This is a genomic window from Thomasclavelia ramosa DSM 1402, assembly GCF_014131695.1.
Lineage (GTDB): Bacteria > Bacillota_I > Bacilli_A > Erysipelotrichales > Coprobacillaceae > Thomasclavelia > Thomasclavelia ramosa.
In genome coordinates this window covers 468,810-490,913 of the sequence record NZ_CP036346.1, presented here as the reverse complement: position 1 = coordinate 490,913, position 22,104 = coordinate 468,810, and the positions used below count along the sequence as shown (strand labels likewise).

The following is a 22,104-nucleotide window of genomic DNA, read 5'->3' as shown; positions in this document are numbered from 1 at the left end:
GTATTATCTTTATTTATTGAGTTAGCAATATCTCGCTAAATATCATATAACAATTATTCTTTCCATAGAAACATTTTTTCAAAAAACGATCAATAATACTCTTTATCTAATAATATTCTAAAATTTGATAGTACAAAGAAAACTTGTTTTCAAAATTATTATCCCTTCATTATAATTATAAAAGGTTTACTACATCATAATATCATCAAATCAATCTAATAAAATATTCGTTATTCATATCAATACCATCTTTTTCATCAAACTGTATACTTTTCTATAACTATAACGTCAATAATTTTTAATATTTATATTAAATAGTCTTTAAAATTAGCAGCTTTTAAAGACCAGATATTTTTTATTTTAATTGAAAACGATAACATTGATATTAGAGATTTAATAATTTTTATTTTAGTGCTATAATCTACAAGAAAAGAGGGATAGTGTGAAGTATGTACATCAATTTTTAATTATTATGACAATCTCATTTATTGGGGAATTGTTGGGATTGTTATTGCCATTGCCAATACCGGCAAGCGTTTATGGTTTAGCAATAATGCTAATTTGTTTATTTACTAGAGTAATTAAATTAAATCAAATCGAGGAAGTAGCTGATTGGCTGATCTTAATCATGCCCGTTTTATTTGTTCCTTCTGCTGTTAGTCTAATCAACGTTGGTAATGCTATTATTAAAGATCTCCTAGTTATTGGAATTGTCACTTTAATTAGTACCATCGTTGTTATGATCGTTACAGGAAAAGTTGCACAAGTAATCATTGAACGAAAGGAGGATAATGATAATGGATAGTTTTTTGCTTGAAACAGTATATTTTGGGATTGTTATCAGTCTATTATCATATTGGATTGCAGTTCAAATAAGAAAATTATTGCCCTACCCAATTTTTAATCCTTTATTGATCAGTGCTGTTATTTCAATTGGTATATTAATCATTTTTGATATTGATTTTGATACATATAATAAGGGAGCTCAATTCATTACTTTTTTATTGACCCCAGCTACTGTTTGTTTGGCGGTACCACTTTATAAACAAGTGCAAATATTAATTAAACATTTAGATGCTATTTTAATCAGTTTATTTAGTGGTTGTCTTGCCGGAATTGTTTCCATTTTTATAATGTGTTTAATTATGAAAGCCGATCCTGTAATTTATTATTCACTTTTACCAAAATCAATTACAACAGCAATCGCAATTGGTGTTTCTGATAAACTAGGCGGTAATTCAACCATTACAGTTGGAATTGTTATTATTACTGGTATCCTTGGTGCTATCATTGCTAAAAGTATTTGTAAATTATTTAAAATTAAGCATCCTGTTGCAATCGGTTTAGCCCTTGGTAATAGTGCCCATGCGATTGGAACATCAAAAGCTTTAGAATTTGGAGAAATTGAAGGAGCTATGAGTAGTTTATCAATTGTTATTGCTGGATTATTAACTGTAATCATTGCACCATTAATGGCAAATTTATTATAAAAAATAACCCTTTATTCAAATAAAATGATATGTACTGGATAATCCATATCAAAACGAGTAAAGGGATTTCTTTTTATTATATCTGACTATATATCTCTGGACTTTCTAAGCGCTCAACCAAACGCTGTAATGATTGCTCAAACCGATCAGTAAATGGTTCATCAAAATAAAGATAACCATTTTCATAGTCCTCATCTACAGCTGTTTCAACAACTACAGTAAGACTTTGATAAACGCTACTAAGATTTTCTTTTATATATTTTAATTCCTGATGATTGTATTCTTCAATAAAAATATAATGATTACAAACCTCTAATGCATATTTAAGTTCATCATTAAAATTATCTTTAATAATTTCATGATTAAGAATTCCAACTTGAAACCCACGAATCTCTAATTCTAAAGCAAATTCATTTATCCACATTATATTACTTGTATTAGTTAATAAAGTAATATTTTTTTCTTTATTTTTTAAAGTTAGATTTTTTAAATCAAAAAAAACTTGAAGTAAATGCCGAACCAAATTACATTCAGTAATTATACTTGTATGTTCAGCTGTATATTTCTTTATTTTAGGGTGTGCACGTAAATCAATTGCTTTTAAGGCTTGGGAAAGTTCAAAATATCGATCGACTAAGTCCTGTTTTGTAATATTGTTAGTAATGCTATTGACGCTAAAAAAATGATAATTAGTATATGGTAAAATATCAGTATCATAACCAAAAGCCACTTTTGCTTTAACCCCTTTTTCATCCCAGCCAATAAACCTTCCAATTCGTCTTGCTGCTTGTCCTGAGACGATTTTAACATATCCAAATTTAGCCATAATTAATACTCCTCTTTCTTTATAATTTCTTAGCAGCATTAAATATTCATTTTAATAACTATTTTCAATGCCCCTTATTCGCTTATATAAAAATTCATTTGTTGGTACTTTTAGTTTATGCTTTGATGCCAAAGAAATTACTGTTCCAGCAAACATTTCAACTTCACTGTAACGACGTACTTTTGCATCTTGAGCCATTGATGGTAAACCCAGAGGAGCCAAAGTCCTAATTATCTCAATATAATGCTTCAAATCCGTTTCAGTTAGATCAACTCCCTCGTAATGTGACAACTCAATAATTTCCTTCATTGCTGCAATCAAGGTATCATTTGCTTCCCCTGGCATTAAAGCACCACTATAATTGGTATTATATGCCATACAAGTCTGATTTATCCCAACATTCAACATGAATTTAGCCCACATACTATGTAAAATATCGCCTTTAACTTCATAATTAATTTTTGCTTGATCGAAGAAGCTAGTAAGCTTATCCAACTTATCTTTTTGCTTGAAATCAGTGATTCCCAATAAGAGCTGTCCTTCTTTAGTGTACTTTAGAGATGTTCCAAACTTCATTGCATCCATTCCCTGAGCAACCGCATAAATTACTTTTTCTCTCCCATAGTATTCACTAATAACCTTTTCACTGTCAATCCCATTTAAAACAGAAATTATTATTGTATTTTTATCAACACATTTTTTAATTTCCTTTATTACTTCTTCTAAAGCAGTCCCTTTTACTGCTATGATTATTAAATCAAATGGAACGGCATTAAAATACTCAACTAAATTAAATAAAACTTTCTCACCATTTATTGTAAATACAGTTTCCTGATATGCTTTTTTCCTTTTTTCATCAACTATAAATGTCACTGCTTCTCTAGTAATGTTTTTGCAATAAAATCTCCATATAACATTCCTAAAGCACCCATCCCAATAATTCCAACTCGTTTGATCACAATAATATCCTCCATAAGAAAAAAGCTGATCAATGACCAGCTTTTGCATCAAGTTTCAATTAATTATTTAGATAATTCAGCGAAATATTTGATTGTTCTAACCATGTTAGAAGTATATGAATTTTCATTATCATACCAAGCAACTGTTTGAACTTCAGTAGTTCCGTTGTCCATTGGTTTAACCATAGTTTGAGTTGCATCAAATAATGAACCATAGTTAATTCCAATAATATCAGAAGAAACTAATTGTTCTTCAGTATATCCAAATGATGGAGTAGCTGCTGCTTTCATAGCTGCATTTACTTCTTCAACTGTAACTTCACCTTCAACAACTGAAGTTAAGATTGTAGTTGATCCAGTAGGAACAGGTACACGTTGAGCAGAACCAATTAATTTTCCGTTTAATTCAGGGATAACTAATCCGATAGCTTTTGCTGCACCAGTTGAGTTAGGTACGATATTTACTGCAGCTGCACGAGCTCTTCTTAAGTCACCTTTTCTATGAGGTCCGTCTAATACCATTTGGTCACCTGTGTAAGCATGTACTGTTAACATGATACCAGATTTAATTTTAGCTAAGTTATTTAAAGCGTTAGCCATTGGTGCTAAACAGTTAGTTGTACAAGATGCTGCAGAGATGATTGTATCATCAGCAGTTAAGATATTTTCGTTTACTCCGAATACAACTGTTGGTAAGTCATTTCCTGCTGGTGCAGAGATAACAACTTTTTTAGCTCCTGCATCAATATGAGCTTGAGATTTAGCTTTAGATACATAGAAACCAGTACATTCTAATACTACATCTACACCGATTTCACCCCAAGGTAATTTAGAAGCATCTGCTTCACTATAGATTTTAATTTCTTTTCCATCAACAGTGATTGAATTTTCACCAGCTTCAACTTTATCAGCTAATGCATATCTACCTTGTGCTGAATCATATTTTAATAAATGTGCTAACATTTTAGGATCAGTTAAATCGTTGATTGCTACAACTTCATATCCTTCAGCACCAAACATTTGTCTGAATGCAAGACGTCCGATACGTCCAAATCCGTTAATTGCTACTTTTACTGCCATTCTTTATATTCCTCCTTGAATGTTCTTTATGCTCATATTATATTCCAGAAAGGCAAGAAAAGCAACTAATGTAACGGGTTTCATTGAAAAAAATTAAATATTTCACAAAAGATTCATAAATTTAACTTTAATGGAACAAAATCTAACATTATTCTTTTATAATATAAATTTAGTGACTTTTACAAGCCTAGTTTTACCGCAATCTTTCTTGCCTTTTATAGGCTTAAATGAATAATTATTATTTTAATTACTATACTTAAATGTGGAGGTAAGATAATGCATTTAGTTCCTACAGTAATTGAAAAAACAAACCAACGTGAATATGCTTATGATATATATTCACGACTATTAGAAGACCGGATCATCTTATTAACCGGTACTATTGATGATAAGATGTCCAGCAGTATTGTTGGTCAGCTTCTCTATTTAGAATCATTAGATAACAATGCTGATATTTTTATGTATATTAATTCCCCAGGTGGCAGTATCAATGCGGGAATGGCAATCTATGATACAATGAACTTTATCAAATGTGACGTTTCAACAATCGTAATTGGGATGGCTGCTAGTATGGCTGCCTTTTTACTCAGTGCCGGAGCTAAAGGTAAGCGTTGTAGTTTACCTAATAGTGAAATTATGATTCATCAGCCATTAGGAGCTTTTGAAGGACAAGCGAGTGATATTGAAATTAGTGCCAAACGAATCTTAAAACAAAAGGAAAAATTAAATTTAATTCTTAGTAAAAATACAAATCAGCCCATAGATAAAATTGTTATCGATACTGATCGTGATCACTTTTTAGAACCTGATGAAGCGCTTGAATACGGCTTAATTGATGAAGTTATTTAAAACGACCAACTTATGAAGTGAACCCCAAAAAATGATGTGTACCCAGTTTTCTGGACACGTTTAAATTTAGTTTTAAAAAAATTATGCCATGGATGCTAATCTGTACAAAACAGGTGGCATCCATTTTGTTTTTTCTGTATTCTTTTATTGCAGTAGAAAACTATGAAAATGAATACAATTCATTTTCATACCCATAATAGACTTCATTTTTTAATCGGCCAAAGAAAGTTTCCGTTACCGAATTATCATAACAGTTTCCTTTTCTAGACATCGATTGTATTATACTGTGTTCTTTTAATGAATTGATATAATGAGCATGTTGATATTTCCATCCCTGATCTGAGTGGAAAATCAATCCTTCAAGGATGGAAAACTTTTCATATGCCTGAGTCAGCATATTTGTAATTTGTTTAAGATTAGGATGCGGTGATAAATCATAGGAAATAATCTCATTTGTAAACCTATCTAATATTGGAGAAATATAACATTTTCCCCATGCAAAATTGAATTGAGATACATCAGTAGTCCATTTTTGTAATGGTCTACTCGCATTAAAATTTCTATTAATAATATTATCTGCTACATTCCCTTTATAAGAATGGTATCTCTCTTTAGGACGTTTACCTAATAATCCCATATTATGCATAAGTCGTTACACTCTCTTATGATTTACCAGATAACCGCGATTTAGAAGCTCTCTATGAACTCGACGAACTCCATAGCGTCCCCTTATTTTGATCAAAGATTTCTTTTATCAGTTTCATCATCTCATGCCTTTAGAAGATGCTTTAATCGATATCCTTTTTCACGAATTTCTTTAACGATTGCTGCTCTTAAACGTATTAGTTCTTCTTTCTCAGGAGGAGTAAGTTCACTTGATATTATAGATTTTTTCAGAGGCTGCTCCTTACTATGTCGTCCCTTCTTTAAATCGAGACCATTATATCCATATATTTTATATCGTTTTACCCAGTTTGACAGTTGACTGTGATTAATATTAGCACTTATTGCAACACTTTTTTGAGATTCTCCAGCTAGAACCCTGGCAACTAAAGCGTATCTTTCTTCCACAGTATACTCAGTGCAGGTGGTAGGATGTTTTAAAGCATCTATTCCATGTAAGTCAGCGATTTTGACCCATGTAGTAATTCCTTTTCTAAAGTTTTTTTGTCCAATTCCTTCTGGTGTTTCATGCCATCGACCATTTTTATATAGTTCAACACACTTCAACTTAAATACATAATCATATTTCATATAAAAACCCTCCTTACTGGTTTGCCCAGTAAAGAGGGTACGCATCACAAATAATGGAGGTTCATTTTATTATCAGTTAGTCATTTTTTAATATATAACTGTCTAGATCAACCAAATATATAAAAATCAGCTATCCTAAAATATAAAAAGAAGGGAAACATATTTCCCTTCTAAATCAAACTATTGTCTTTAAAATCTATTTTCATTTAATAATTTGTACAAGCTAAATAATCATACTATTTTTGAATTACGATATTGATATGCTAATAAACCTGTTAATAATAGCATTCCACCTGGTAGCCAAAATACTACAAAATGATACCACTTTAATTTTAATCCCTTAAACTTATTCAGCATCTTATATCCCCTTTATCAATCTACATATAATATAAGGATATAATCACATATTGTCAACATAATTCGGCATAATTTAGATTTATTAAGACTTTAATTTTTTTACCATAAATACCATGTCATCATTAATCTTAAAACCATTTTTCTGATAAAAATCAGCACTGTAAAATTCTCGTCCTGTCAACAAAATTAAATTATCAACTTCAGGTAAACATTCTTCTAATGCCTTCATCATTTTCTTTCCTAATCCCCTTCTTTGACAATGAGGATCAATATAAAAATCTTCAATCATAAAATCAAGATCATTAACATATGTTATTAATTTCCCACAAACAACACCAGCTATTTTGTTATCTAACATATACACAAAACACCTTGTATATTTTCCGTCGTCTAACTGTTCAATTCGCTGGTATGATCTTTCATAACTCCATACCTCATTCCAAGGAGGATTTTTAAATGCTTCAACCATCAGTTTAGCAATCTCTTCATAGTCATTTTTAGTGACACTTCTAATCATCTAAAATCTCTCGCTTTCCACAAACACAATAATTACTCTTAAATCGTTCTACAGTATGAACTACTTCTTTAGTTAAAAAATCAATAAGTCTTTCATCCAATTGATGTTCTTCAAAACTACTTTGGTTAGGATAAATGAGTTTACCAGGAAACTTTGTTTCAAAGAAAATTGTATTTAAAATCGTAATGCTTTCAAGATAACTCCCTAATGAAGTTAAATGCTGATTGTCACTTTGGAACAATTCTAATTCGGGATTTTGATGGCTTAAACGATTAATGACATAACCCACTGGTATTCCATCAACTAAATTATCCATCATTACTTGATGATAAATATCTTTGGTTGTTTTAAAATCATCATCATAATTCCGTTGGCTCCAAGGAATCATAATGTATGGCATAACACCACAGCTACGTGCCAATTCAATCAATGCTTTAGCATCATGCAATGTTGCTTCTTTACTTGGACAAGGCTCATGTGCTGCCTGTTGAAAAATAACAAAATCATATCCTTGTTTTAAAGCGAACTGTAATTCCATTGACTCTAAATGATCGTGAAAGGTAATTGCAGGACGGGCCAACATTGTCACTTCTAACTTTTCACTACTATTGATTCGCACCATTTCTGGCATATCATTCATATACGTATGCGAATTCCCAACAAATAATATTTTCATCCTAATTCCACCTACTTTCAAAGGACTACTCCTTTAGTATAGCTTCAATTACGACTACTTAGCAATCTTTTTAAAAGTAATTATTGCTTTAAATAGATCCCCATCGATTGCAATATTAAAAGTCCCCCCCTGTGCTTCAACAAAACTTTTAGCTATTGCTAATCCTAAACCACTGCCACTTTCATGACGCGATTTATCACCACGAACAAATCTTTCTGTAATTTCTTGAGGACTAAAATTCATCTGCTCTTGTGAAATATTTTTAAAAATAATAGTAATATCCTCAGTTTCCTCCGTTAAATCAACATATACACGGCTATTAAATAGAGCATATTTAGAAATATTAGTGAATAGATTCTCAAAAATACGATACGTCTTATCACCATCTAATTTGAGGATTATATCATTATGTGGATAATTAGTAATAACAGTTAATTGATGCGCATCTAATATTTCACTACATTCAGCATGCGCCTGCTCAATTAATGCAACAATATTAAGTTCCATTAAATTTAACTTGATATTACCACTATTAACTTTACTAACTTCAAATAAATCTTCAATTAAATTCGTTAAACGATTAGAATACTGATTTAAATTATCTAAATATTCATGTCTTGTCTCTATTGGTAAATTATCATCTTGCAATAAAACAATATAATTTTTAATACATGTCAATGGTGTTTTTAAGTCATGAGAAACATTACTTACTAATTCATTTTTCATATTCTGAGACTTAGTTTCTTCTTTAACAGCAGTTTCAAAACCAATTCGAATATTTTTAAATTCATCATTTAAAGCATTAAAAATACCTAAATCACCATCTATCTCTACATCAAAATTACCTTTGCTTAATTCTTTTGTTGCAGTCAATAATTTATCATAGTCATCTTGCACCTTCAGCACTTTATCTTTGACCCAAAAAAATACTAAAAATGCATAAATAATAGCTAGGAAATATCCAAAACCCCAAAAAGTAATCATGATCATAATGATTGCTGTATTAATCAAAATATATTTCATGATTGTTTGATTTAACGACTTTGATAGATCAATATCGGCAATTTGATTAAGTTTATTTTTGATACTGCGTATTCCACTACCAATTAACGTATCTTCTTTTAAATAACGCCAGAATCCTCGAGCAAAAATGTACTTTAATTGGAAGATTCCTAATGAAATAACTAAAAGCGTCAGTATCCAAATCACAAAATTAATAACTATAACGATGTAATCTACATACATGATGTCATATCTTTTTAATAATTCTAAAAGTGAATTATTAAGTGTATAACCCGTTACGATCATACAGCCCATAACGCCAAAAGTAATCATAAGCGTTAAAACAGCTAGATTTATTTCTGCTTTCCATCTCTTTACTGACAAAAACGGATTAACATCTTCTACAATTTTAATTGGATAAAATAAGATAAATAAGACTAATATAGCTGAACAACTTAATAACGCAATAGCTGAAAAATAATTATAGTTTTCCCATGAATTAACATATTGTGAAGCATATCCATGACTGGCTGGTGTTTCTGGAATAATATATGTAATTTGAAGATTCTTAGGAACATTAATCTTGATTGCATTTGTATCAAACATCCAGTTGTCAATATATATAGTATTTTCACCATCATAATGTGCAAATGAGCTTAAAAGGTTAGCAATATTAAAATATGATAGTTTATCACTACTTAAATCCCCATTACATGAAACTAGACCATTTTGATCATAGCTCGCCTCAGTATAGAAACTATATTTACTTTGATCATCATTAGTTGTAATTTTTTCACTATGTTGAGAAATCATTTGATTAGTATTAGTATTAACAGCTTTATAAATAAAATCTCCATCATTATTAAACAATGATGTTATTCCCTTTAAATAATCGTCAAAAACATCTAAAAATATTTGTCTTGTCTGTTCATCAACACTATCATCAAAGCTTACTGCTTCAAAATTAGAATCAAGGGTCTTAGCCATCGCAATAGTAAAAAGCTGTAGATCATCTTCTAAAATTCCCGTTAAATTATCATCACGAGGGGTATTTTCTCTAACATTATCATATAAGGATATAACAACAACGGACATTAATAGTAATATTGATGCAAAAATCACACCAAAAATTCTTTTAGCTTTTGTCATTTTTTACACTCCTTTTTCAATTTTATATCCTATTCCCCAAACTACTTTTAAATATTCTGGCTTTTTAGGATTAGCTTCTATTTTCTCACGCAATTTTCGCACATGCACCATAATTGTCTCAGTATTTATGGCTTCTTCTTTCCAAACAGCTTCATAAATCTCCTCAGCTGAATAGACTCTTCCCGGATAAGACATTAATAATTCAAGTATTTGAAATTCTTTAGCCGTTAAACGAACACCTCGATCATTAACAAACACTTCTTTAGTAAACTTATCCAGCTCTAATCCACCCACGACTAAGCGCTGTTGATTATTATTAAGATTACGATTTTCTTTTAAAGCTAAAATTTGATTATATCTTCGAAGATTCGAATTAACTCGAGCTATCAATTCCATCGCCTCAAACGGCTTAGTAATATAATCATCACCACCAATATTAAGCCCGGTTATTTTATCAATATCTTCAGACTTTGCACTTAAGAAAATAACTGGAAAATCATAGTTTTCTCGTAGTTTTAGTACCATTGTAATTCCATCCATAACTGGCATCATAATATCAACCACTGCTAAATGTATTTCATTTGCTTCGATTAATGCTAACCCTTCTTCACCATTACTAGCTTGTAAAACATTATATCCTTGATTCTTCAAAAAAACTGTTACTGTTTCTCTGATTCCTTTTTCATCTTCAACAATTAAAATTGTATGTTCCATAATCTTCTCCCTTTTTCTAATTAGAATTAACTATTTTTTTATAATAAACGGCACCGGTAATTACTAGTATAACAGTTACCGCAAAGATTGAAACAGCCAATACAATATTGCCGTCTCTTAATGCTCCCATTAAATATGTAGATGTCACAATACTTGGAATTCTTCCAATCGTTGTAAGCAATAGCCATTGTTTTATATCAATATCTGTTAAGCTAACTAAATAAGTCATAATATCTTTAGGACTTCCAGGAATCAAAAAAATAATAAATAGCCAAAACTTACTTTTTTTAGAAGAAAATAATTTTTTCACTTCTGCAACTTTACTTTGATCAAACATTTTATCAATGATTGAGTGTTGAAAGATTCGTGCTAAATAGTAAACAATAATCGTTCCAATCATTGACCCGATCAAACAAACGATTGTTCCTTGAAATGAACCAAAAATATATCCACTAGCCAGCTCCAAAGGTTCTCCAGGTAAAAATGCTAAAAAGATCTGCAGAGCAATTAAAGCAATCATTGCTGAAACTTTAGTAAAATATGGCAGTGTTTCAATCTCATAAATAACATCATTAAAATCGCAGTTTCTAAATAAATATATTGTAATAAATGCCATGAACAAAATAATTGATGACATCATGAGCAAATTTGTCTTTTTTATTGATTTAAGCATAAGTCGTTCCGCCTTTCTATACTTAAATAATAAAAGACTATCCTAAAACTAAACTAACAATAATTCTTAAAAAATTCTAAACAAAAAGCAAAACTTTCGTTTTGCTTAATTATAATCATCTTCAATCGTAGAATCGACATCCTCTTCTAATTCTTCTGTTTCTTCTTCATCAGCATAAATATCATTCATATCAATATGAACATCACTAAATTTATGACGACTTCTTAAATCCCAGGCATTTTCACCAACCGTGATAAAACGTCCGTCTAAGGTAATATTAGTATAAAACAAAGATTCTTTATCTTCTTTTTGTTCGTCATCAAATTTCTTCATTTGACATACTTCTTCCCATAATTTGAAAAAATTAACTGCTGATTTCTTTTTAGACATTAATTCATATGCTACATCAACCATAGACATATTATAATATTTATCCATACTATCCATTCTTGATTATCCTCCTACATCTTTTCTGGGGCACTAACACCGATTAAATTTAAAGCATTAGCCATTGTAATTCTTGTAGCTTCAACTAAAGCTAATCTTTGTCCACTTAATTCAAGATTATCTTCATCGATTACATAACATTCATTATAAAAACTATGGAATAATTGTGCAAGTCTTTGAACATAATTTGTAATTTTGTGAGGCGTACGATTGATCGCACTATCAATAATTACGTTTCTAAACTCATTAATATGCTTTACTAATTCAATTTCTTTAGGATTAACTAATAAATCATACTTATCACTATAATCAATGTTTGCTTTAGCAGCCTGTGCTTTAATCGAACACATTCTAGCATGAGCGTATTGAGCATAATAAACTGGATTTTCATTAGACTTTGATTTAGCAAGTCCAATATCAAAATCAAATGGTGTATTAGCAGCTTTAGAAACAAAGAAATAACGTGTAGCATCAACACCAATTTCTTCGATTAAGTCTTTAATAGTAACAGCATTTCCAGTTCGTTTTGACATTTTTACTGGTTCACCATTATTCATCATTCTAACCATTTGAATAATATCAATATTTAACTGGTCAGCATTATAACCTAAAGCTTGAATAGCTGCTTTCATTCGATTAATATAACCATGATGATCAGCCCCTAATAAATCAACTAAATATTCGTATCCACGATCTAATTTATTTAGATGATAAGCAATATCAGGCGTCAAATATGTATACGATCCATCACTTTTAATTAAGACCCGGTCTTTATCATCACCAAATTCAGTTGATTTGAACCATAAAGCCCCTTCTTCTTCATATGTATAACCAGCAGCTTTTAATTTTTCAATTGTTGGTACGACCCGATCATTTTCATATAATGATGTTTCAGAAAACCAAACATCAAACGACACTCTAAATTCATTTAAAATATCTTTAATCTTTTGTAATTCATATTCTGTTCCTTTATTTCTAAAGAAAGCAATTGCTTTACCTTCATCCATTTCAAGATATTTATCACCATCGATCTCTTTGATCTTTGTTGCAATATCAATAATATCTTTACCATGATAACCATCTTCAGGCATTGTAACATCTTGTCCAAATGCTTGTTTATAACGAGCGTATAGAGATAACGCTAAATTATGAATTTGATTCCCTGCATCATTAATATAATATTCACGAGTCACATCATAGCCAGCAGCACTCATAATTCGGCAGATACTATCACCCACTGCTGCCCCTTTAGCATGTCCTAGATGTAAATCGCCAGTTGGATTAGCTGAAACAAATTCAACATTATATTTAGTTCCTTGACCATATGTTGTGGTACCATATGCTTCTTTTTCTTCTAAAACTTCTTTAATGATTGATGTCATTGCATCTTTTGCCAAGAATAGGTTAATAAATCCCGGTCCCGCAATCTCTACTTTTTCAATATTGGCATTTTCTTTATCTAAAGCCTCAATAATTGCCTCAGCAATTTGGCGAGGATTTCTCTTTAATAATTTTGTTAGCTGCATTGCTAGATTAGTTGAATAATCCCCATGTGATTTATCTTTAGGAATTTCAATTGTAATACTTTCTTGATCATATTCTTCAACAAATCCACACGCTATTATTGCTTGTTTAAGCGCCCCTTTTAAAGTCGCTTCAATTTTATTAATTGCCATCATTGCCCTCCTATCTTCTAATCACTATATCTTAATTAAATTACCATTAAACCCTCATGAAGTCAATGTTTTTATAACAATGGTGCAAATAATCTTAAGATTGCTTCTAGCCACCCTCTAAAGCGCCCTTTAACGACATCTTCAGGGGTCATTTCCTTACTCACAGCAATCGTTTTCAAGAAGTCCTCTTTAATATCTTTAATTGCTGGAACATCATACATATAGACTCCACATTCAAAGTGCAGATAAAGACTGCGATAATCCAAATTAATTGTTCCAACAGTAGCAATTTTATCATCACAAACAAAGTTCTTAGCATGAATAAACCCAGGAGTATACTCGTAAATTCGTACTCCGCCATTTACAAGTGGTTCATAGTAAGAGCGTGTTACTTTAAAGACCATTTTTTTGTCTGGAATTCCAGGTGTGATGATCCTTACATCTACTCCCCGGCGAACAGCTAAACACAAAGCATTTTTAATTTCATCATTAATGATTAAATAGGGCGTATCAATATAAATATATTTTTGTGCTTGATTAATCATATTTAAATAAACGTTTTTCCCCACCGGCTTATTATCCAATGGTGAATCGCCGTATGGTAAAATATACCCATTTGGACTTATTTCGGGACATATATAATGACGAGGATGATATTTATCATAATCTTCAAATGTATTTAATGATGCATTCCACGTTGTTAGGAACATCAGTGTTAAATTCCATACAGCCTCACCCTTGATCATTACCCCCGTATCTTTCCAATGTCCATATTTCACTTTAGCATTAATATACTCATCAGCCAGATTAAAACCACCACTAAAACCAACATTTCCATCAATCACCGTAATTTTACGATGATCACGGGTATTCATTACTGCCGAAATAAATGGAACAAAATGATTAAATGCTATACACTTGATTCCATAACTTTCCAATTTTTGATAATAACGAAATGGCAGCATTGTCAAAGAGCCCATATCATCATACATAAATCGTACTTCCACACCCTCTTTAACTTTTTGCTTTAATATCGTTAAGACTGTATTAAACATCTCACCTTCTTCAACAATAAAATATTCCATAAAAATAAAATGTTTTGCTTTAGCTAATTCTTTCAACAAATCTGGATATGTATCATCACCTAAAGGGTAATATTTAATCTCACTATTATTATAAATAGGAAAATTTTCTTGAACTAAATAATTAGCTTGTCCTTTTGCAATCAAATCCTCAATTTGTTCAACCATCTTATTTGGATAAATAAATGGTCTAATAGCTTCTTCTTGATTAGCAAAGGCTTCTTGAAGCTTTTTAGCTGGCTTTTTATTACCAAAAACAACATACAACAAACCACCAAAAACCGGAAAAGATAAGATGGGAATTAACCAAATAATCTTATAACTGGGGTCATCATCGTCATTGTTGATAATATATAAAGTTACGATCACACTTAAAAAAATAAAAACTCCTTTTAATAAGGTCGCATCAGTAAAAATATAGCGCATAAATAAAGCTAGCCATAATATCTGAACACATATTAAAATAATCGATACAACGATCCGGTTTGATAAAAACTTTAGTATTTTCATCTTAGTTCTCCAATATTAAATAATTGAGCATGACATATACTTGACTAATCAAATTAGTTCCATCATATAATTCATACTTTATTTTCACATTATCCCCGTTATCATAACTAATTAATCTAGTTTTTAAAGCAATTGCTCCATATGGAGTTTCATATTGATTTAAAATATCACGATCTCTTACTAAATGCAAAACACTAGCCCCATTATGAAGTTTAACTTCATTTTCACTTAATTCAATTTTTATTTTATTTTCATCTTGATAACTGACTACAATTTTATCATCACCTATCTCCAGATGACCAGAACCATCATATTTAACAGTTTCTTGATGTTCTTCATATTTAAAAATACTTCGATAATTTACTTTAATTATTTTTTTCATTCTATCACCGTGCATATTATAACACAAATCCGTCAAGAATACTTTTGGTGATATGATGAAAAAATTAGTAAAAATATTTGTAACTATTTTAGCAAGTTTAGCCGGCATACTTCTATCACTATATGTTATTGCATATTGCATGGGGGAACCGGATCTAAACAAGAATCGTTATTTAAAATTATACGATGATAATCAAGAAATTTATTATCAGTCGATCAACGACTATACCGGTCATTATGTAACTTTAAATAATGTTAGTAATTATTTTAAAGAAAGTATTGTAGCTATTGAAGATCAACGCTTTTATGACCATCGGGGGTTTGATCCAATTGGAATCATGAGAGCCCTCAAAGTAAACTTCACAAATCAAAAAAAATCTCAAGGAGCGAGTACGATAACTCAGCAATATGCACGCTTATTGTACTTAACTAACGAAAAATCCTGGTCGCGAAAAATTAAAGAAGCTTTTTTGACAATGCAGTTAGAAACACGTTTATCAAAAGATGAAATTCTCGAGGGATATATTAATAACGTTTATTTTGGTCATGGAATTTATGGTATTGAAAATGCTGCACAATATTTTTATGGTAAAAGTGCTAAAGAACTAGATTTAAATGAAAGCAGTATGTTGGCTGGAGTAGTTAATGGCCCAACCTATTACTCACCCTTAAATGATGCTAAAGCAGCTCGAAAACGACAGTCAATCGTTTTAAACGCTCTAATCGACTGTAAGGAAATTACCGTAACTCAAAAACAGCAGGTTCTTGATAGTGATCTTAATCTTGCTGAAACGCATAAAGTAGATGATAATATGGCTAATAATTACTATAAAGATACCGTTATTGATGAACTCGAAGAACTTGGTTACTACAACAATACATATTTGAATCAAGGTTTAAATGTGTATACAAGTTTTAATCAAGATTACCAAAAAGTAGTGGAAAAAAGTGCTAGTGAATATACTAAGGATAGTAAAGTCGAAACCTCGAGTATCGTTGTTGAACCATATACCAGTAAAATCCTTGCTATTATCGGCGGTAAAGACTATGCCAGCTCACAATTCAATCGTGCCACTCAAGCTAATCGACAAATCGGCAGTACAATCAAACCTTTGTTATACTACCTGGCGCTAGAAAACGGTTTCACTCCGGCAACCACATTTTTATGTGAACCTACTACCTTTAAACTTGACGATAACAGCACTTACAGTCCTAGTAATTTTAACGATAAATATGCATATAAAGATGTTACGTTAGCTCAAGCTATTGCTGTATCTGATAATATTTTCGCCGTTAAAACACATCTATTTTTAGGAACTGATAACTTAGCTTCATTAATCAAAAAATTTGGAATCAAGGACGTCAAAGCAAATGCCTCACTGGCACTTGGGACTTTAAATACAAACATATATAATCTTGCCAATATGTATAATTGTCTCGCTAGTGAAGGAAAATACAATCATCTCTATACAATTGAAAAAATTACTAATGATGCTGGTAAAGTCCTTTACCAGCACGAACAAGAAGATAAACAATTGCTGGAGCAAGATAGTTGTTTAGAATTATCACAGCTATTAACATCTACATTTAATAGTACATTTAGTACCTATCTTCAAGCAACAATGGCTTCTTATCAACTTGATAATATCAACGCCTGTAAAACTGGTAGTACCGATGTTGATAACCTGGCTGTAGCTTATAATCCACAAGTCCTGGTTGCCAGCTGGGTCGGCTACGATGACAATCGTAAAATGGAAACAGCTGATGACAAAACTGTTGCTAAAAAAACCGTTATCGATGTTTTAAACTATACCAATGAAAACAAAGATGTTACATGGTATCAGCCAACCGAAGACCTACAGCAAATTGCAATCAATCCACTAACCGGTGATTTTGATGAAAATGGTACAGTCTATTGGTTTAAAAAAGACTAATCCCGAAGTTTACACTTCGGGATAGAAAATCTTATGATCATTTTTATTTTTCTTAGAATTTACAATTGCCCCAACAATTTCTGATACTTCTGGTAAAAACCGGAGTTCTTCATCAATTAATATTTCAATTTCACTGAGTTCTTCAGTATTTCCATAATAACGATAGGGAACTTGGCTTTGATCATCACTTACAACATAATAACGAGGATCATAGCCTTTTTTTTCATAAAATGATTCAGCTAATTGTTTTTCATGTTGATCGAGCAGATCATGATAAATAAACAATCGTCGATCTAAAAAGCGTGTACATAAATCTTTCAAAATCTCGTCATTGCCTTCTTTTAAGACTGTAAAATAATAAAAAACGATCCCCTCATCTAATTTAGTATAATCATTTTCATCGACATGTCCATCAAGAAACGGCTTTAAATAACGAATATCTCCAAAATCATAACCAGCTGCATAAAGATCTTTCATTCTCCTAAAAATACTAATTAATACCTGTTCATAACTCCGGGCTGTGGGGTGATAATAAACTTGCCAATACATATGATATCTGGCTAAAATATAATTCTCGATTGCTTGTACACCAGAATTCTTAAAAACGATCTTTCCATCACAAACAGCCATCACTCGTAAAATTCGGGATAAATCGAATTGCCCATAAGTAGTACCACTAAAATAAGAATCTCTAAGTAAATAATCCATCCGATCAGCATCAAGTTGACTCGAAACCATCTGTACTAAAATTTTATTAGGATGTGTTTTTTCAATAACACTACTTACTCTATGTGAAAAACCATGATCAAATTTTTCTAAAAGATCATGTACTTCGGTCTTTCCGTTAATAATTTTAATTGTATATGCTTCGTGGTTTAAATCAAAGGCATCTTCAAAACAATGCGAAAATGGACCATGACCAATATCATGGAGTAAAGCTGCACACATTACTGTTAACTTATCATAATCATTTAAATAGGCTCCAATTGCACTATTAAAAATCATTTTTCGAGCAATAAAGTAAACCCCTAAAGAATGACAAAAACGCGAATGTTCCGCACTTTGATAGACCTGATGCGTCCCGCCTAATTGCTTGATTCTCCGAAGTCGCTGCATTTCATGACTATTGATTAAATCTAATATCAATGGTTGATCTACATGAATATAATTATGTACTGCATCACGAAAAACCTTACTATCTGTTAATTTCGTCTGTTCTAATCGATATGCCGCTTGATTCATCAGTCTTCCTCCTCGTACTCCTCAAAACGATATGTTTATTCTACATTTGGGTACTTCTTTATATCAACTTTTGATAAAAACATTTCTAAAGAACGAATAAATATTTTTTATCATCATACATAGCTTGATAAATAACAACTTCCTCCAATGTTTCACTATCTAACCCAATATTCATAACATAATATAGTTTGCCTTTGAAATGTCGATATAAATGTCGAGTCTTTAATTTTCGTTCCACGTTCTCACCACTTTTTCTATTTTCATTATAATACATCTTAAAAGTTTATGCTATAATTGAGTCTAGGAGGTATGACATATGTACATTAAAATCAATGAAGCAACAAACTATATTAAGACCCAATATCATGGAAAAATTGATTTAGCAATCATTCTCGGTTCAGGTCTAGGCCCACTTGCAGATGAAATTGAAAATCCTATCGAATTAGATTATCGCGATATCCCCCATTTCCCGATTTCTAATCTCATTGGACATGCCGGCAAGTTAATTATCGGTACATTAGAAAATAAAACAGTAATTGCCATGAAAGGACGTTTTCATTATTATGAAGGCAATGACATGGATATTGTTACACTGCCAATTCGTGTATTTAAAAGACTGGGAATTGATAATTTAATTTTAACTAATGCTTGCGGAGGAATCCGTGAAGATTTAAATCCTGGACAAATTATGCTGATTAAAGATCATATTGGTTTATTTGCCCCAAGCCCACTACGTGGTCCTAATCTCGATGAATTCGGCCCTCGTTTTAAAGATATGAGTGAAGTCTATAATCGAAAATTAGGAAAACTTGCTCATCAAGTTGCCGATGACAATAATATTAGTTTAAAAGATGGTGTCTATGCTTTTTTTAAAGGCCCAATGTATGAAACACCAGCAGAAATATTAGCATATAGAGCCTTAGGTGCTGATGCAGTGGGAATGTCCACTGTACCAGAAGCCATTGTTGCTCGTCACTGTGATATGAAAACTCTGGGAATTTCGTTGATCACTAATAAAGCCGCAGGACTTTCAAACCAAGAATTAAATCACCAAGAAGTTGTAGAAGCGGCTAATAAAGCAGAAAAAGACCTAGTTACTTTAGTAAAAGGCATTATAAAAAATTGGTAAACTAAAAGCATCATACTAAACTGACCCTATAGAAAACACATTTATCGTGTTTACTCTATAGGGAACAATTTAAAGATGCTTTTTTATTTTATTTGCACAGTATTTAATTTTCGATTAACTTCACTAATGTCTTTATCATCCATAGCCCGAAGATACTTAATTGGTTGATTGGAATCATAAACATCTATTTGATCGACCCCTAATAACCTATCTCCATCTTCACCGTAAATATATCCTTGTCCTGCTAAATCAATGTTTGATTCATCAAAAACAGAAACAAGCTCATATTTGTTTGGATCCTTAAAAACATCATAGTATCTAACTACTGCTTTCACGACAACTGCCTTACCAACCTTTTGATCATTTACCCTAATATGATTTCCTTGATAAAAATATACTCCCTCCAGACGATATCCATCCATAGCCTTAACTTGCTGCTGTGCAAAATTTGCCGCCCATTCCTTATCATATGCTATTTTTTCTTGACAGGCTGTCATTATAAAAAGAAATAGTAATAAACAAATAAATTTCTTTAATTGTTGCATTATCCTCTCCTCCACAAGCTATTATATCATAAAAATATTTTTTTATTTTAAATAATCTTTATATTATCTAAGTTCTAATGATATTTACAAAATCTATAAAAATAATACAAATCCTAATAAATACTAGTCATTTAACCGATTAACGGACTAATCGTAAAGCTCATTATTTTTAATAAACCATGAAAAAATTTCAAGTCTTGAAAAAAAACACACGCTAGAATGCGGGTTTCAGGCGATTTGTTACTTATTTGTTACTTATTTAGTACATTTTAGGACGTTTTTAAATACAAAAAAAGAACACAAAATCTTTCCCTTCTTAAAAAATTACTGTGTTCTTTATTATACTTGTCTTCATATTTTTGACTCTACTAACTATATATTTTTGTATTTGTTATAAATATGGTAAACTAGTGATGAAATCATTGGAAAAATAAATACTACAATTATATAATCTTCAAATAATTGCATAAACATCGTCTTACCCATTTTTAAATAAATATATAAAATACCCAAACAGAAAAATATAGATAACATAGATGAAAAAATTGGTATTATTATTTTAATAGTTTTCAATTTTGAATCAAGTGTATCTTGATTAGATTTCGAATTTTTGCATTTTTCCTCACATGTTAGTAAATCTACAGATTCTTTTTTTCTTCTATAATTATCAGCTGTATTTAATAGCTGATTTAAAATAGATAACTTATAAGATTTGTTATATTCGGCATTATAATCATTCATTATTTTTGTTATTTTTTCCATAAATGAATCCAGTTCATTAAAATCATCATTTTTATTTAATCTGCTAATTATTTCCCTTTTTTGACCATATAATGAATCTGTCTGCTGTTTAAACGTCTTCATTGATGCTTCACAACTTTCTTTAGTTACATCATAAAGGCGAACTAAATTATTATAGACAGTATCCTGTTTTTTTGATTCTAAATTTCCAAAATAATCATAAAAATAAGCTGAATCATTATAAATATCTATTTTTATAATAACATCATTAAAATATTGTTTAGCCTGAGAATAAGGTAAAGCTAAAGACTCGCAAAAATCAATAAAATTTTCAGGCTTTTTCATTTACAAAAATACTCCACCATATCTGCATCTGAAAGTATAGAACTACCGCTATGATTTGCATTTTTCCATGGCAATTCATCGTGAGTCTCATCCACTAATCTCCAAACATTCATGCTTAATTTATCCTTTAATATAGATATAATTAAACATTTTTCGTCTTCTGTAATATTTAGTTGTGAGTTTATTCCTCTAATTGGGCTTCTTCCATAGACATTAAAAGTGCTCCATATTTTTTTTATCACAGGCCCATATTCCCAACATTCAATATTATCTAAAAATGCCTTTTTATTAAATTCTTTCATGAAATTTCCTTGTATATAATACATCACTTTTTGTAATTGTAAATTACTAATATATAAACCATTTTCTTCTGCAAGTGAAATTACTTTTTTTGATAATTCTAAAGCATCATATTTTGATTTCATTTCACACTCCCCTTTTCTTATTACATCTTTATCCACTTTCATGATACCACATTTGTAACATTTTTTGATTAAAATTGCAATAAATGTTACAAAAATAAGTA

The 22,104-nt window shown here is 30.8% G+C and carries 26 protein-coding genes; 5 read left to right on the top strand and 21 right to left on the bottom strand.

What is annotated here, in order from left to right; translation table 11 throughout:
• Nucleotides 1–442: 442 nt before the first annotated feature.
• Both EYR00_RS02405 and EYR00_RS02400 read left to right on the top strand, forming a co-directional pair.
• On the top strand, nt 443–805 hold the full coding sequence (locus tag EYR00_RS02405; protein WP_008792264.1) for a CidA/LrgA family protein: 363 nt from the start codon (nt 443–445) through the stop codon (nt 803–805).
• The gene (locus EYR00_RS02400) at nt 798–1,490 is read left to right on the top strand and encodes an LrgB family protein (protein WP_008792265.1); all 693 of its coding nucleotides are present in this window, start codon (nt 798–800) and stop codon (nt 1,488–1,490) included. The genes EYR00_RS02405 and EYR00_RS02400 overlap by 8 nt, the downstream gene beginning before the upstream one ends.
• Nucleotides 1,491–1,566: 76 nt before the next feature.
• On the opposite strand, the gene EYR00_RS02395 is transcribed toward EYR00_RS02400, so the two are convergent.
• The 3 genes from EYR00_RS02395 to gap form a co-directional block, all read right to left on the bottom strand.
• The gene (locus tag EYR00_RS02395) at nt 1,567–2,316 is read right to left on the bottom strand and encodes a hypothetical protein (RefSeq protein WP_040434416.1); all 750 of its coding nucleotides are present in this window, start codon (nt 2,314–2,316) and stop codon (nt 1,567–1,569) included.
• A gap of 51 nt (nt 2,317–2,367) precedes the next feature.
• Nucleotides 2,368–3,189 (bottom strand): ketopantoate reductase family protein, encoded by an 822-nt coding sequence (locus EYR00_RS02390; RefSeq protein ID WP_009299489.1) that lies wholly within the window; start codon nt 3,187–3,189, stop codon nt 2,368–2,370.
• Between the two features lie 149 nt (nt 3,190–3,338).
• Complete coding sequence (gene gap, locus EYR00_RS02385; protein ID WP_003539036.1) at nt 3,339–4,355, bottom strand: type I glyceraldehyde-3-phosphate dehydrogenase; 1,017 nt, start codon at nt 4,353–4,355, stop codon at nt 3,339–3,341.
• 276 nt (nt 4,356–4,631) lie between these two features.
• Here gap and EYR00_RS02380 point away from each other — a divergent pair, with 276 nt between their 5' ends.
• A complete protein-coding gene (locus EYR00_RS02380; protein ID WP_003539038.1) occupies nt 4,632–5,204 on the top strand; it encodes an ATP-dependent Clp protease proteolytic subunit in 573 nt (190 codons plus the stop codon).
• Nucleotides 5,205–5,364: 160 nt separating this feature from the next.
• Here the strand turns inward: EYR00_RS02380 and EYR00_RS02375 are convergent, their stop codons facing one another.
• The 13 genes from EYR00_RS02375 to EYR00_RS02320 form a co-directional block, all read right to left on the bottom strand.
• On the bottom strand, nt 5,365–5,850 hold the full coding sequence (locus EYR00_RS02375) for an IS3 family transposase (RefSeq protein ID WP_003539040.1): 486 nt from the start codon (nt 5,848–5,850) through the stop codon (nt 5,365–5,367).
• A 6-nt stretch (nt 5,851–5,856) separates the two neighbouring features.
• On the bottom strand, nt 5,857–5,946 hold the full coding sequence (locus tag EYR00_RS16025; protein WP_081446383.1) for an IS3 family transposase: 90 nt from the start codon (nt 5,944–5,946) through the stop codon (nt 5,857–5,859).
• A gap of 26 nt (nt 5,947–5,972) precedes the next feature.
• Nucleotides 5,973–6,458 carry a helix-turn-helix domain-containing protein gene (locus tag EYR00_RS02365; protein WP_040434423.1) on the bottom strand — a complete coding sequence of 162 codons (486 nt, stop codon included), beginning with the start codon at nt 6,456–6,458 and terminating at the stop codon, nt 5,973–5,975.
• Nucleotides 6,459–6,689: 231 nt separating this feature from the next.
• Nucleotides 6,690–6,815, bottom strand: a complete 126-nt coding sequence (locus tag EYR00_RS15725; RefSeq protein WP_003539044.1) for a hypothetical protein — start codon at nt 6,813–6,815, stop codon at nt 6,690–6,692.
• Nucleotides 6,816–6,897: 82 nt separating this feature from the next.
• Complete coding sequence (locus EYR00_RS02360; RefSeq protein ID WP_003539045.1) at nt 6,898–7,332, bottom strand: GNAT family N-acetyltransferase; 435 nt, start codon at nt 7,330–7,332, stop codon at nt 6,898–6,900.
• Entirely contained in the window at nt 7,325–8,008 is a 684-nt protein-coding gene (locus tag EYR00_RS02355; protein ID WP_003539046.1) for a hypothetical protein, read from the bottom strand. Before EYR00_RS02355 ends, EYR00_RS02360 begins: the two co-directional genes overlap by 8 nt.
• Before the next feature lie 54 nt (nt 8,009–8,062).
• Nucleotides 8,063–10,159 (bottom strand): sensor histidine kinase, encoded by a 2,097-nt coding sequence (locus tag EYR00_RS02350; RefSeq protein ID WP_003539047.1) that lies wholly within the window; start codon nt 10,157–10,159, stop codon nt 8,063–8,065.
• A gap of 3 nt (nt 10,160–10,162) precedes the next feature.
• Nucleotides 10,163–10,873: a response regulator transcription factor gene (locus tag EYR00_RS02345; protein ID WP_003539048.1), complete on the bottom strand. Its 711-nt coding sequence runs from the start codon at nt 10,871–10,873 to the stop codon at nt 10,163–10,165.
• A 16-nt stretch (nt 10,874–10,889) separates the two neighbouring features.
• Nucleotides 10,890–11,546, bottom strand: coding sequence for a TVP38/TMEM64 family protein (locus EYR00_RS02340; protein WP_003539050.1), 657 nt, complete (start codon nt 11,544–11,546; stop codon nt 10,890–10,892).
• A 105-nt stretch (nt 11,547–11,651) separates the two neighbouring features.
• Entirely contained in the window at nt 11,652–11,993 is a 342-nt protein-coding gene (rpoE, locus tag EYR00_RS02335; RefSeq protein ID WP_003539051.1) for a DNA-directed RNA polymerase subunit delta, read from the bottom strand.
• 14 nt (nt 11,994–12,007) lie between these two features.
• A complete protein-coding gene (gene argS, locus EYR00_RS02330) occupies nt 12,008–13,669 on the bottom strand; it encodes an arginine--tRNA ligase (protein ID WP_008792274.1) in 1,662 nt (553 codons plus the stop codon).
• A gap of 71 nt (nt 13,670–13,740) precedes the next feature.
• Nucleotides 13,741–15,261, bottom strand: a complete 1,521-nt coding sequence (gene cls, locus EYR00_RS02325) for a cardiolipin synthase (protein WP_003539054.1) — start codon at nt 15,259–15,261, stop codon at nt 13,741–13,743.
• A gap of 1 nt (nt 15,262) precedes the next feature.
• Entirely contained in the window at nt 15,263–15,643 is a 381-nt protein-coding gene (locus EYR00_RS02320; protein WP_224209058.1) for a DUF1934 family protein, read from the bottom strand.
• Between the two features lie 55 nt (nt 15,644–15,698).
• Here EYR00_RS02320 and EYR00_RS02315 point away from each other — a divergent pair, with 55 nt between their 5' ends.
• Entirely contained in the window at nt 15,699–17,576 is a 1,878-nt protein-coding gene (locus tag EYR00_RS02315; protein WP_003539058.1) for a transglycosylase domain-containing protein, read from the top strand.
• Between the two features lie 9 nt (nt 17,577–17,585).
• Here EYR00_RS02315 and EYR00_RS02310 read toward each other — a convergent pair whose 3' ends face one another.
• Both EYR00_RS02310 and EYR00_RS02305 read right to left on the bottom strand, forming a co-directional pair.
• On the bottom strand, nt 17,586–18,818 hold the full coding sequence (locus EYR00_RS02310; protein ID WP_003539060.1) for an HD domain-containing protein: 1,233 nt from the start codon (nt 18,816–18,818) through the stop codon (nt 17,586–17,588).
• An 85-nt stretch (nt 18,819–18,903) separates the two neighbouring features.
• Nucleotides 18,904–19,056 carry a DUF1653 domain-containing protein gene (locus tag EYR00_RS02305; RefSeq protein ID WP_226910363.1) on the bottom strand — a complete coding sequence of 51 codons (153 nt, stop codon included), beginning with the start codon at nt 19,054–19,056 and terminating at the stop codon, nt 18,904–18,906.
• 78 nt (nt 19,057–19,134) lie between these two features.
• Between EYR00_RS02305 and EYR00_RS02300 the strand changes: the two genes are divergently transcribed.
• Nucleotides 19,135–19,947 carry a purine-nucleoside phosphorylase gene (locus tag EYR00_RS02300; RefSeq protein WP_003539066.1) on the top strand — a complete coding sequence of 271 codons (813 nt, stop codon included), beginning with the start codon at nt 19,135–19,137 and terminating at the stop codon, nt 19,945–19,947.
• 83 nt (nt 19,948–20,030) lie between these two features.
• Here EYR00_RS02300 and EYR00_RS02295 read toward each other — a convergent pair whose 3' ends face one another.
• The 3 genes from EYR00_RS02295 to EYR00_RS02285 all read right to left on the bottom strand — a co-directional run bounded on the left by EYR00_RS02295 (nt 20,031) and on the right by EYR00_RS02285 (nt 22,045).
• Entirely contained in the window at nt 20,031–20,492 is a 462-nt protein-coding gene (locus EYR00_RS02295; RefSeq protein ID WP_003539068.1) for a hypothetical protein, read from the bottom strand.
• 372 nt (nt 20,493–20,864) lie between these two features.
• On the bottom strand, nt 20,865–21,578 hold the full coding sequence (locus EYR00_RS02290) for a hypothetical protein (protein WP_003539070.1): 714 nt from the start codon (nt 21,576–21,578) through the stop codon (nt 20,865–20,867).
• Nucleotides 21,575–22,045 carry a Panacea domain-containing protein gene (locus EYR00_RS02285; RefSeq protein WP_147349878.1) on the bottom strand — a complete coding sequence of 157 codons (471 nt, stop codon included), beginning with the start codon at nt 22,043–22,045 and terminating at the stop codon, nt 21,575–21,577. Before EYR00_RS02285 ends, EYR00_RS02290 begins: the two co-directional genes overlap by 4 nt.
• Nucleotides 22,046–22,104: the final 59 nt, after the last annotated feature.

What these genes read in the sequence shown, in the direction of transcription:
- EYR00_RS02320 (WP_224209058.1), bottom strand. Translation starts at nt 15,643, where the DNA reads ATGAAAAAAATAATTAAAGTAAATTATCGAAGTATTTTTAAATATGAA.
- EYR00_RS02295 (WP_003539068.1), bottom strand. Translation starts at nt 20,492, where the DNA reads ATGCAACAATTAAAGAAATTTATTTGTTTATTACTATTTCTTTTTATA.
- EYR00_RS02355 (WP_003539046.1), bottom strand. Translation starts at nt 8,008, where the DNA reads ATGAAAATATTATTTGTTGGGAATTCGCATACGTATATGAATGATATG.
- EYR00_RS02380 (WP_003539038.1), top strand. Translation starts at nt 4,632, where the DNA reads ATGCATTTAGTTCCTACAGTAATTGAAAAAACAAACCAACGTGAATAT.
- EYR00_RS02290 (WP_003539070.1), bottom strand. Translation starts at nt 21,578, where the DNA reads ATGAAAAAGCCTGAAAATTTTATTGATTTTTGCGAGTCTTTAGCTTTA.
- EYR00_RS15725 (WP_003539044.1), bottom strand. Translation starts at nt 6,815, where the DNA reads ATGCTGAATAAGTTTAAGGGATTAAAATTAAAGTGGTATCATTTTGTA.
- EYR00_RS02360 (WP_003539045.1), bottom strand. Translation starts at nt 7,332, where the DNA reads ATGATTAGAAGTGTCACTAAAAATGACTATGAAGAGATTGCTAAACTG.
- EYR00_RS02345 (WP_003539048.1), bottom strand. Translation starts at nt 10,873, where the DNA reads ATGGAACATACAATTTTAATTGTTGAAGATGAAAAAGGAATCAGAGAA.
- EYR00_RS02315 (WP_003539058.1), top strand. Translation starts at nt 15,699, where the DNA reads ATGAAAAAATTAGTAAAAATATTTGTAACTATTTTAGCAAGTTTAGCC.
- argS (WP_008792274.1), bottom strand. Translation starts at nt 13,669, where the DNA reads ATGGCAATTAATAAAATTGAAGCGACTTTAAAAGGGGCGCTTAAACAA.
- EYR00_RS02310 (WP_003539060.1), bottom strand. Translation starts at nt 18,818, where the DNA reads ATGAATCAAGCGGCATATCGATTAGAACAGACGAAATTAACAGATAGT.
- EYR00_RS02350 (WP_003539047.1), bottom strand. Translation starts at nt 10,159, where the DNA reads ATGACAAAAGCTAAAAGAATTTTTGGTGTGATTTTTGCATCAATATTA.
- EYR00_RS02365 (WP_040434423.1), bottom strand. Translation starts at nt 6,458, where the DNA reads ATGAAATATGATTATGTATTTAAGTTGAAGTGTGTTGAACTATATAAA.
- EYR00_RS02400 (WP_008792265.1), top strand. Translation starts at nt 798, where the DNA reads ATGGATAGTTTTTTGCTTGAAACAGTATATTTTGGGATTGTTATCAGT.
- EYR00_RS02375 (WP_003539040.1), bottom strand. Translation starts at nt 5,850, where the DNA reads ATGCATAATATGGGATTATTAGGTAAACGTCCTAAAGAGAGATACCAT.
- gap (WP_003539036.1), bottom strand. Translation starts at nt 4,355, where the DNA reads ATGGCAGTAAAAGTAGCAATTAACGGATTTGGACGTATCGGACGTCTT.
- EYR00_RS02395 (WP_040434416.1), bottom strand. Translation starts at nt 2,316, where the DNA reads ATGGCTAAATTTGGATATGTTAAAATCGTCTCAGGACAAGCAGCAAGA.
- EYR00_RS02300 (WP_003539066.1), top strand. Translation starts at nt 19,135, where the DNA reads ATGTACATTAAAATCAATGAAGCAACAAACTATATTAAGACCCAATAT.
- EYR00_RS02285 (WP_147349878.1), bottom strand. Translation starts at nt 22,045, where the DNA reads ATGAAAGTGGATAAAGATGTAATAAGAAAAGGGGAGTGTGAAATGAAA.
- EYR00_RS02340 (WP_003539050.1), bottom strand. Translation starts at nt 11,546, where the DNA reads ATGCTTAAATCAATAAAAAAGACAAATTTGCTCATGATGTCATCAATT.
- cls (WP_003539054.1), bottom strand. Translation starts at nt 15,261, where the DNA reads ATGAAAATACTAAAGTTTTTATCAAACCGGATCGTTGTATCGATTATT.
- rpoE (WP_003539051.1), bottom strand. Translation starts at nt 11,993, where the DNA reads ATGGATAGTATGGATAAATATTATAATATGTCTATGGTTGATGTAGCA.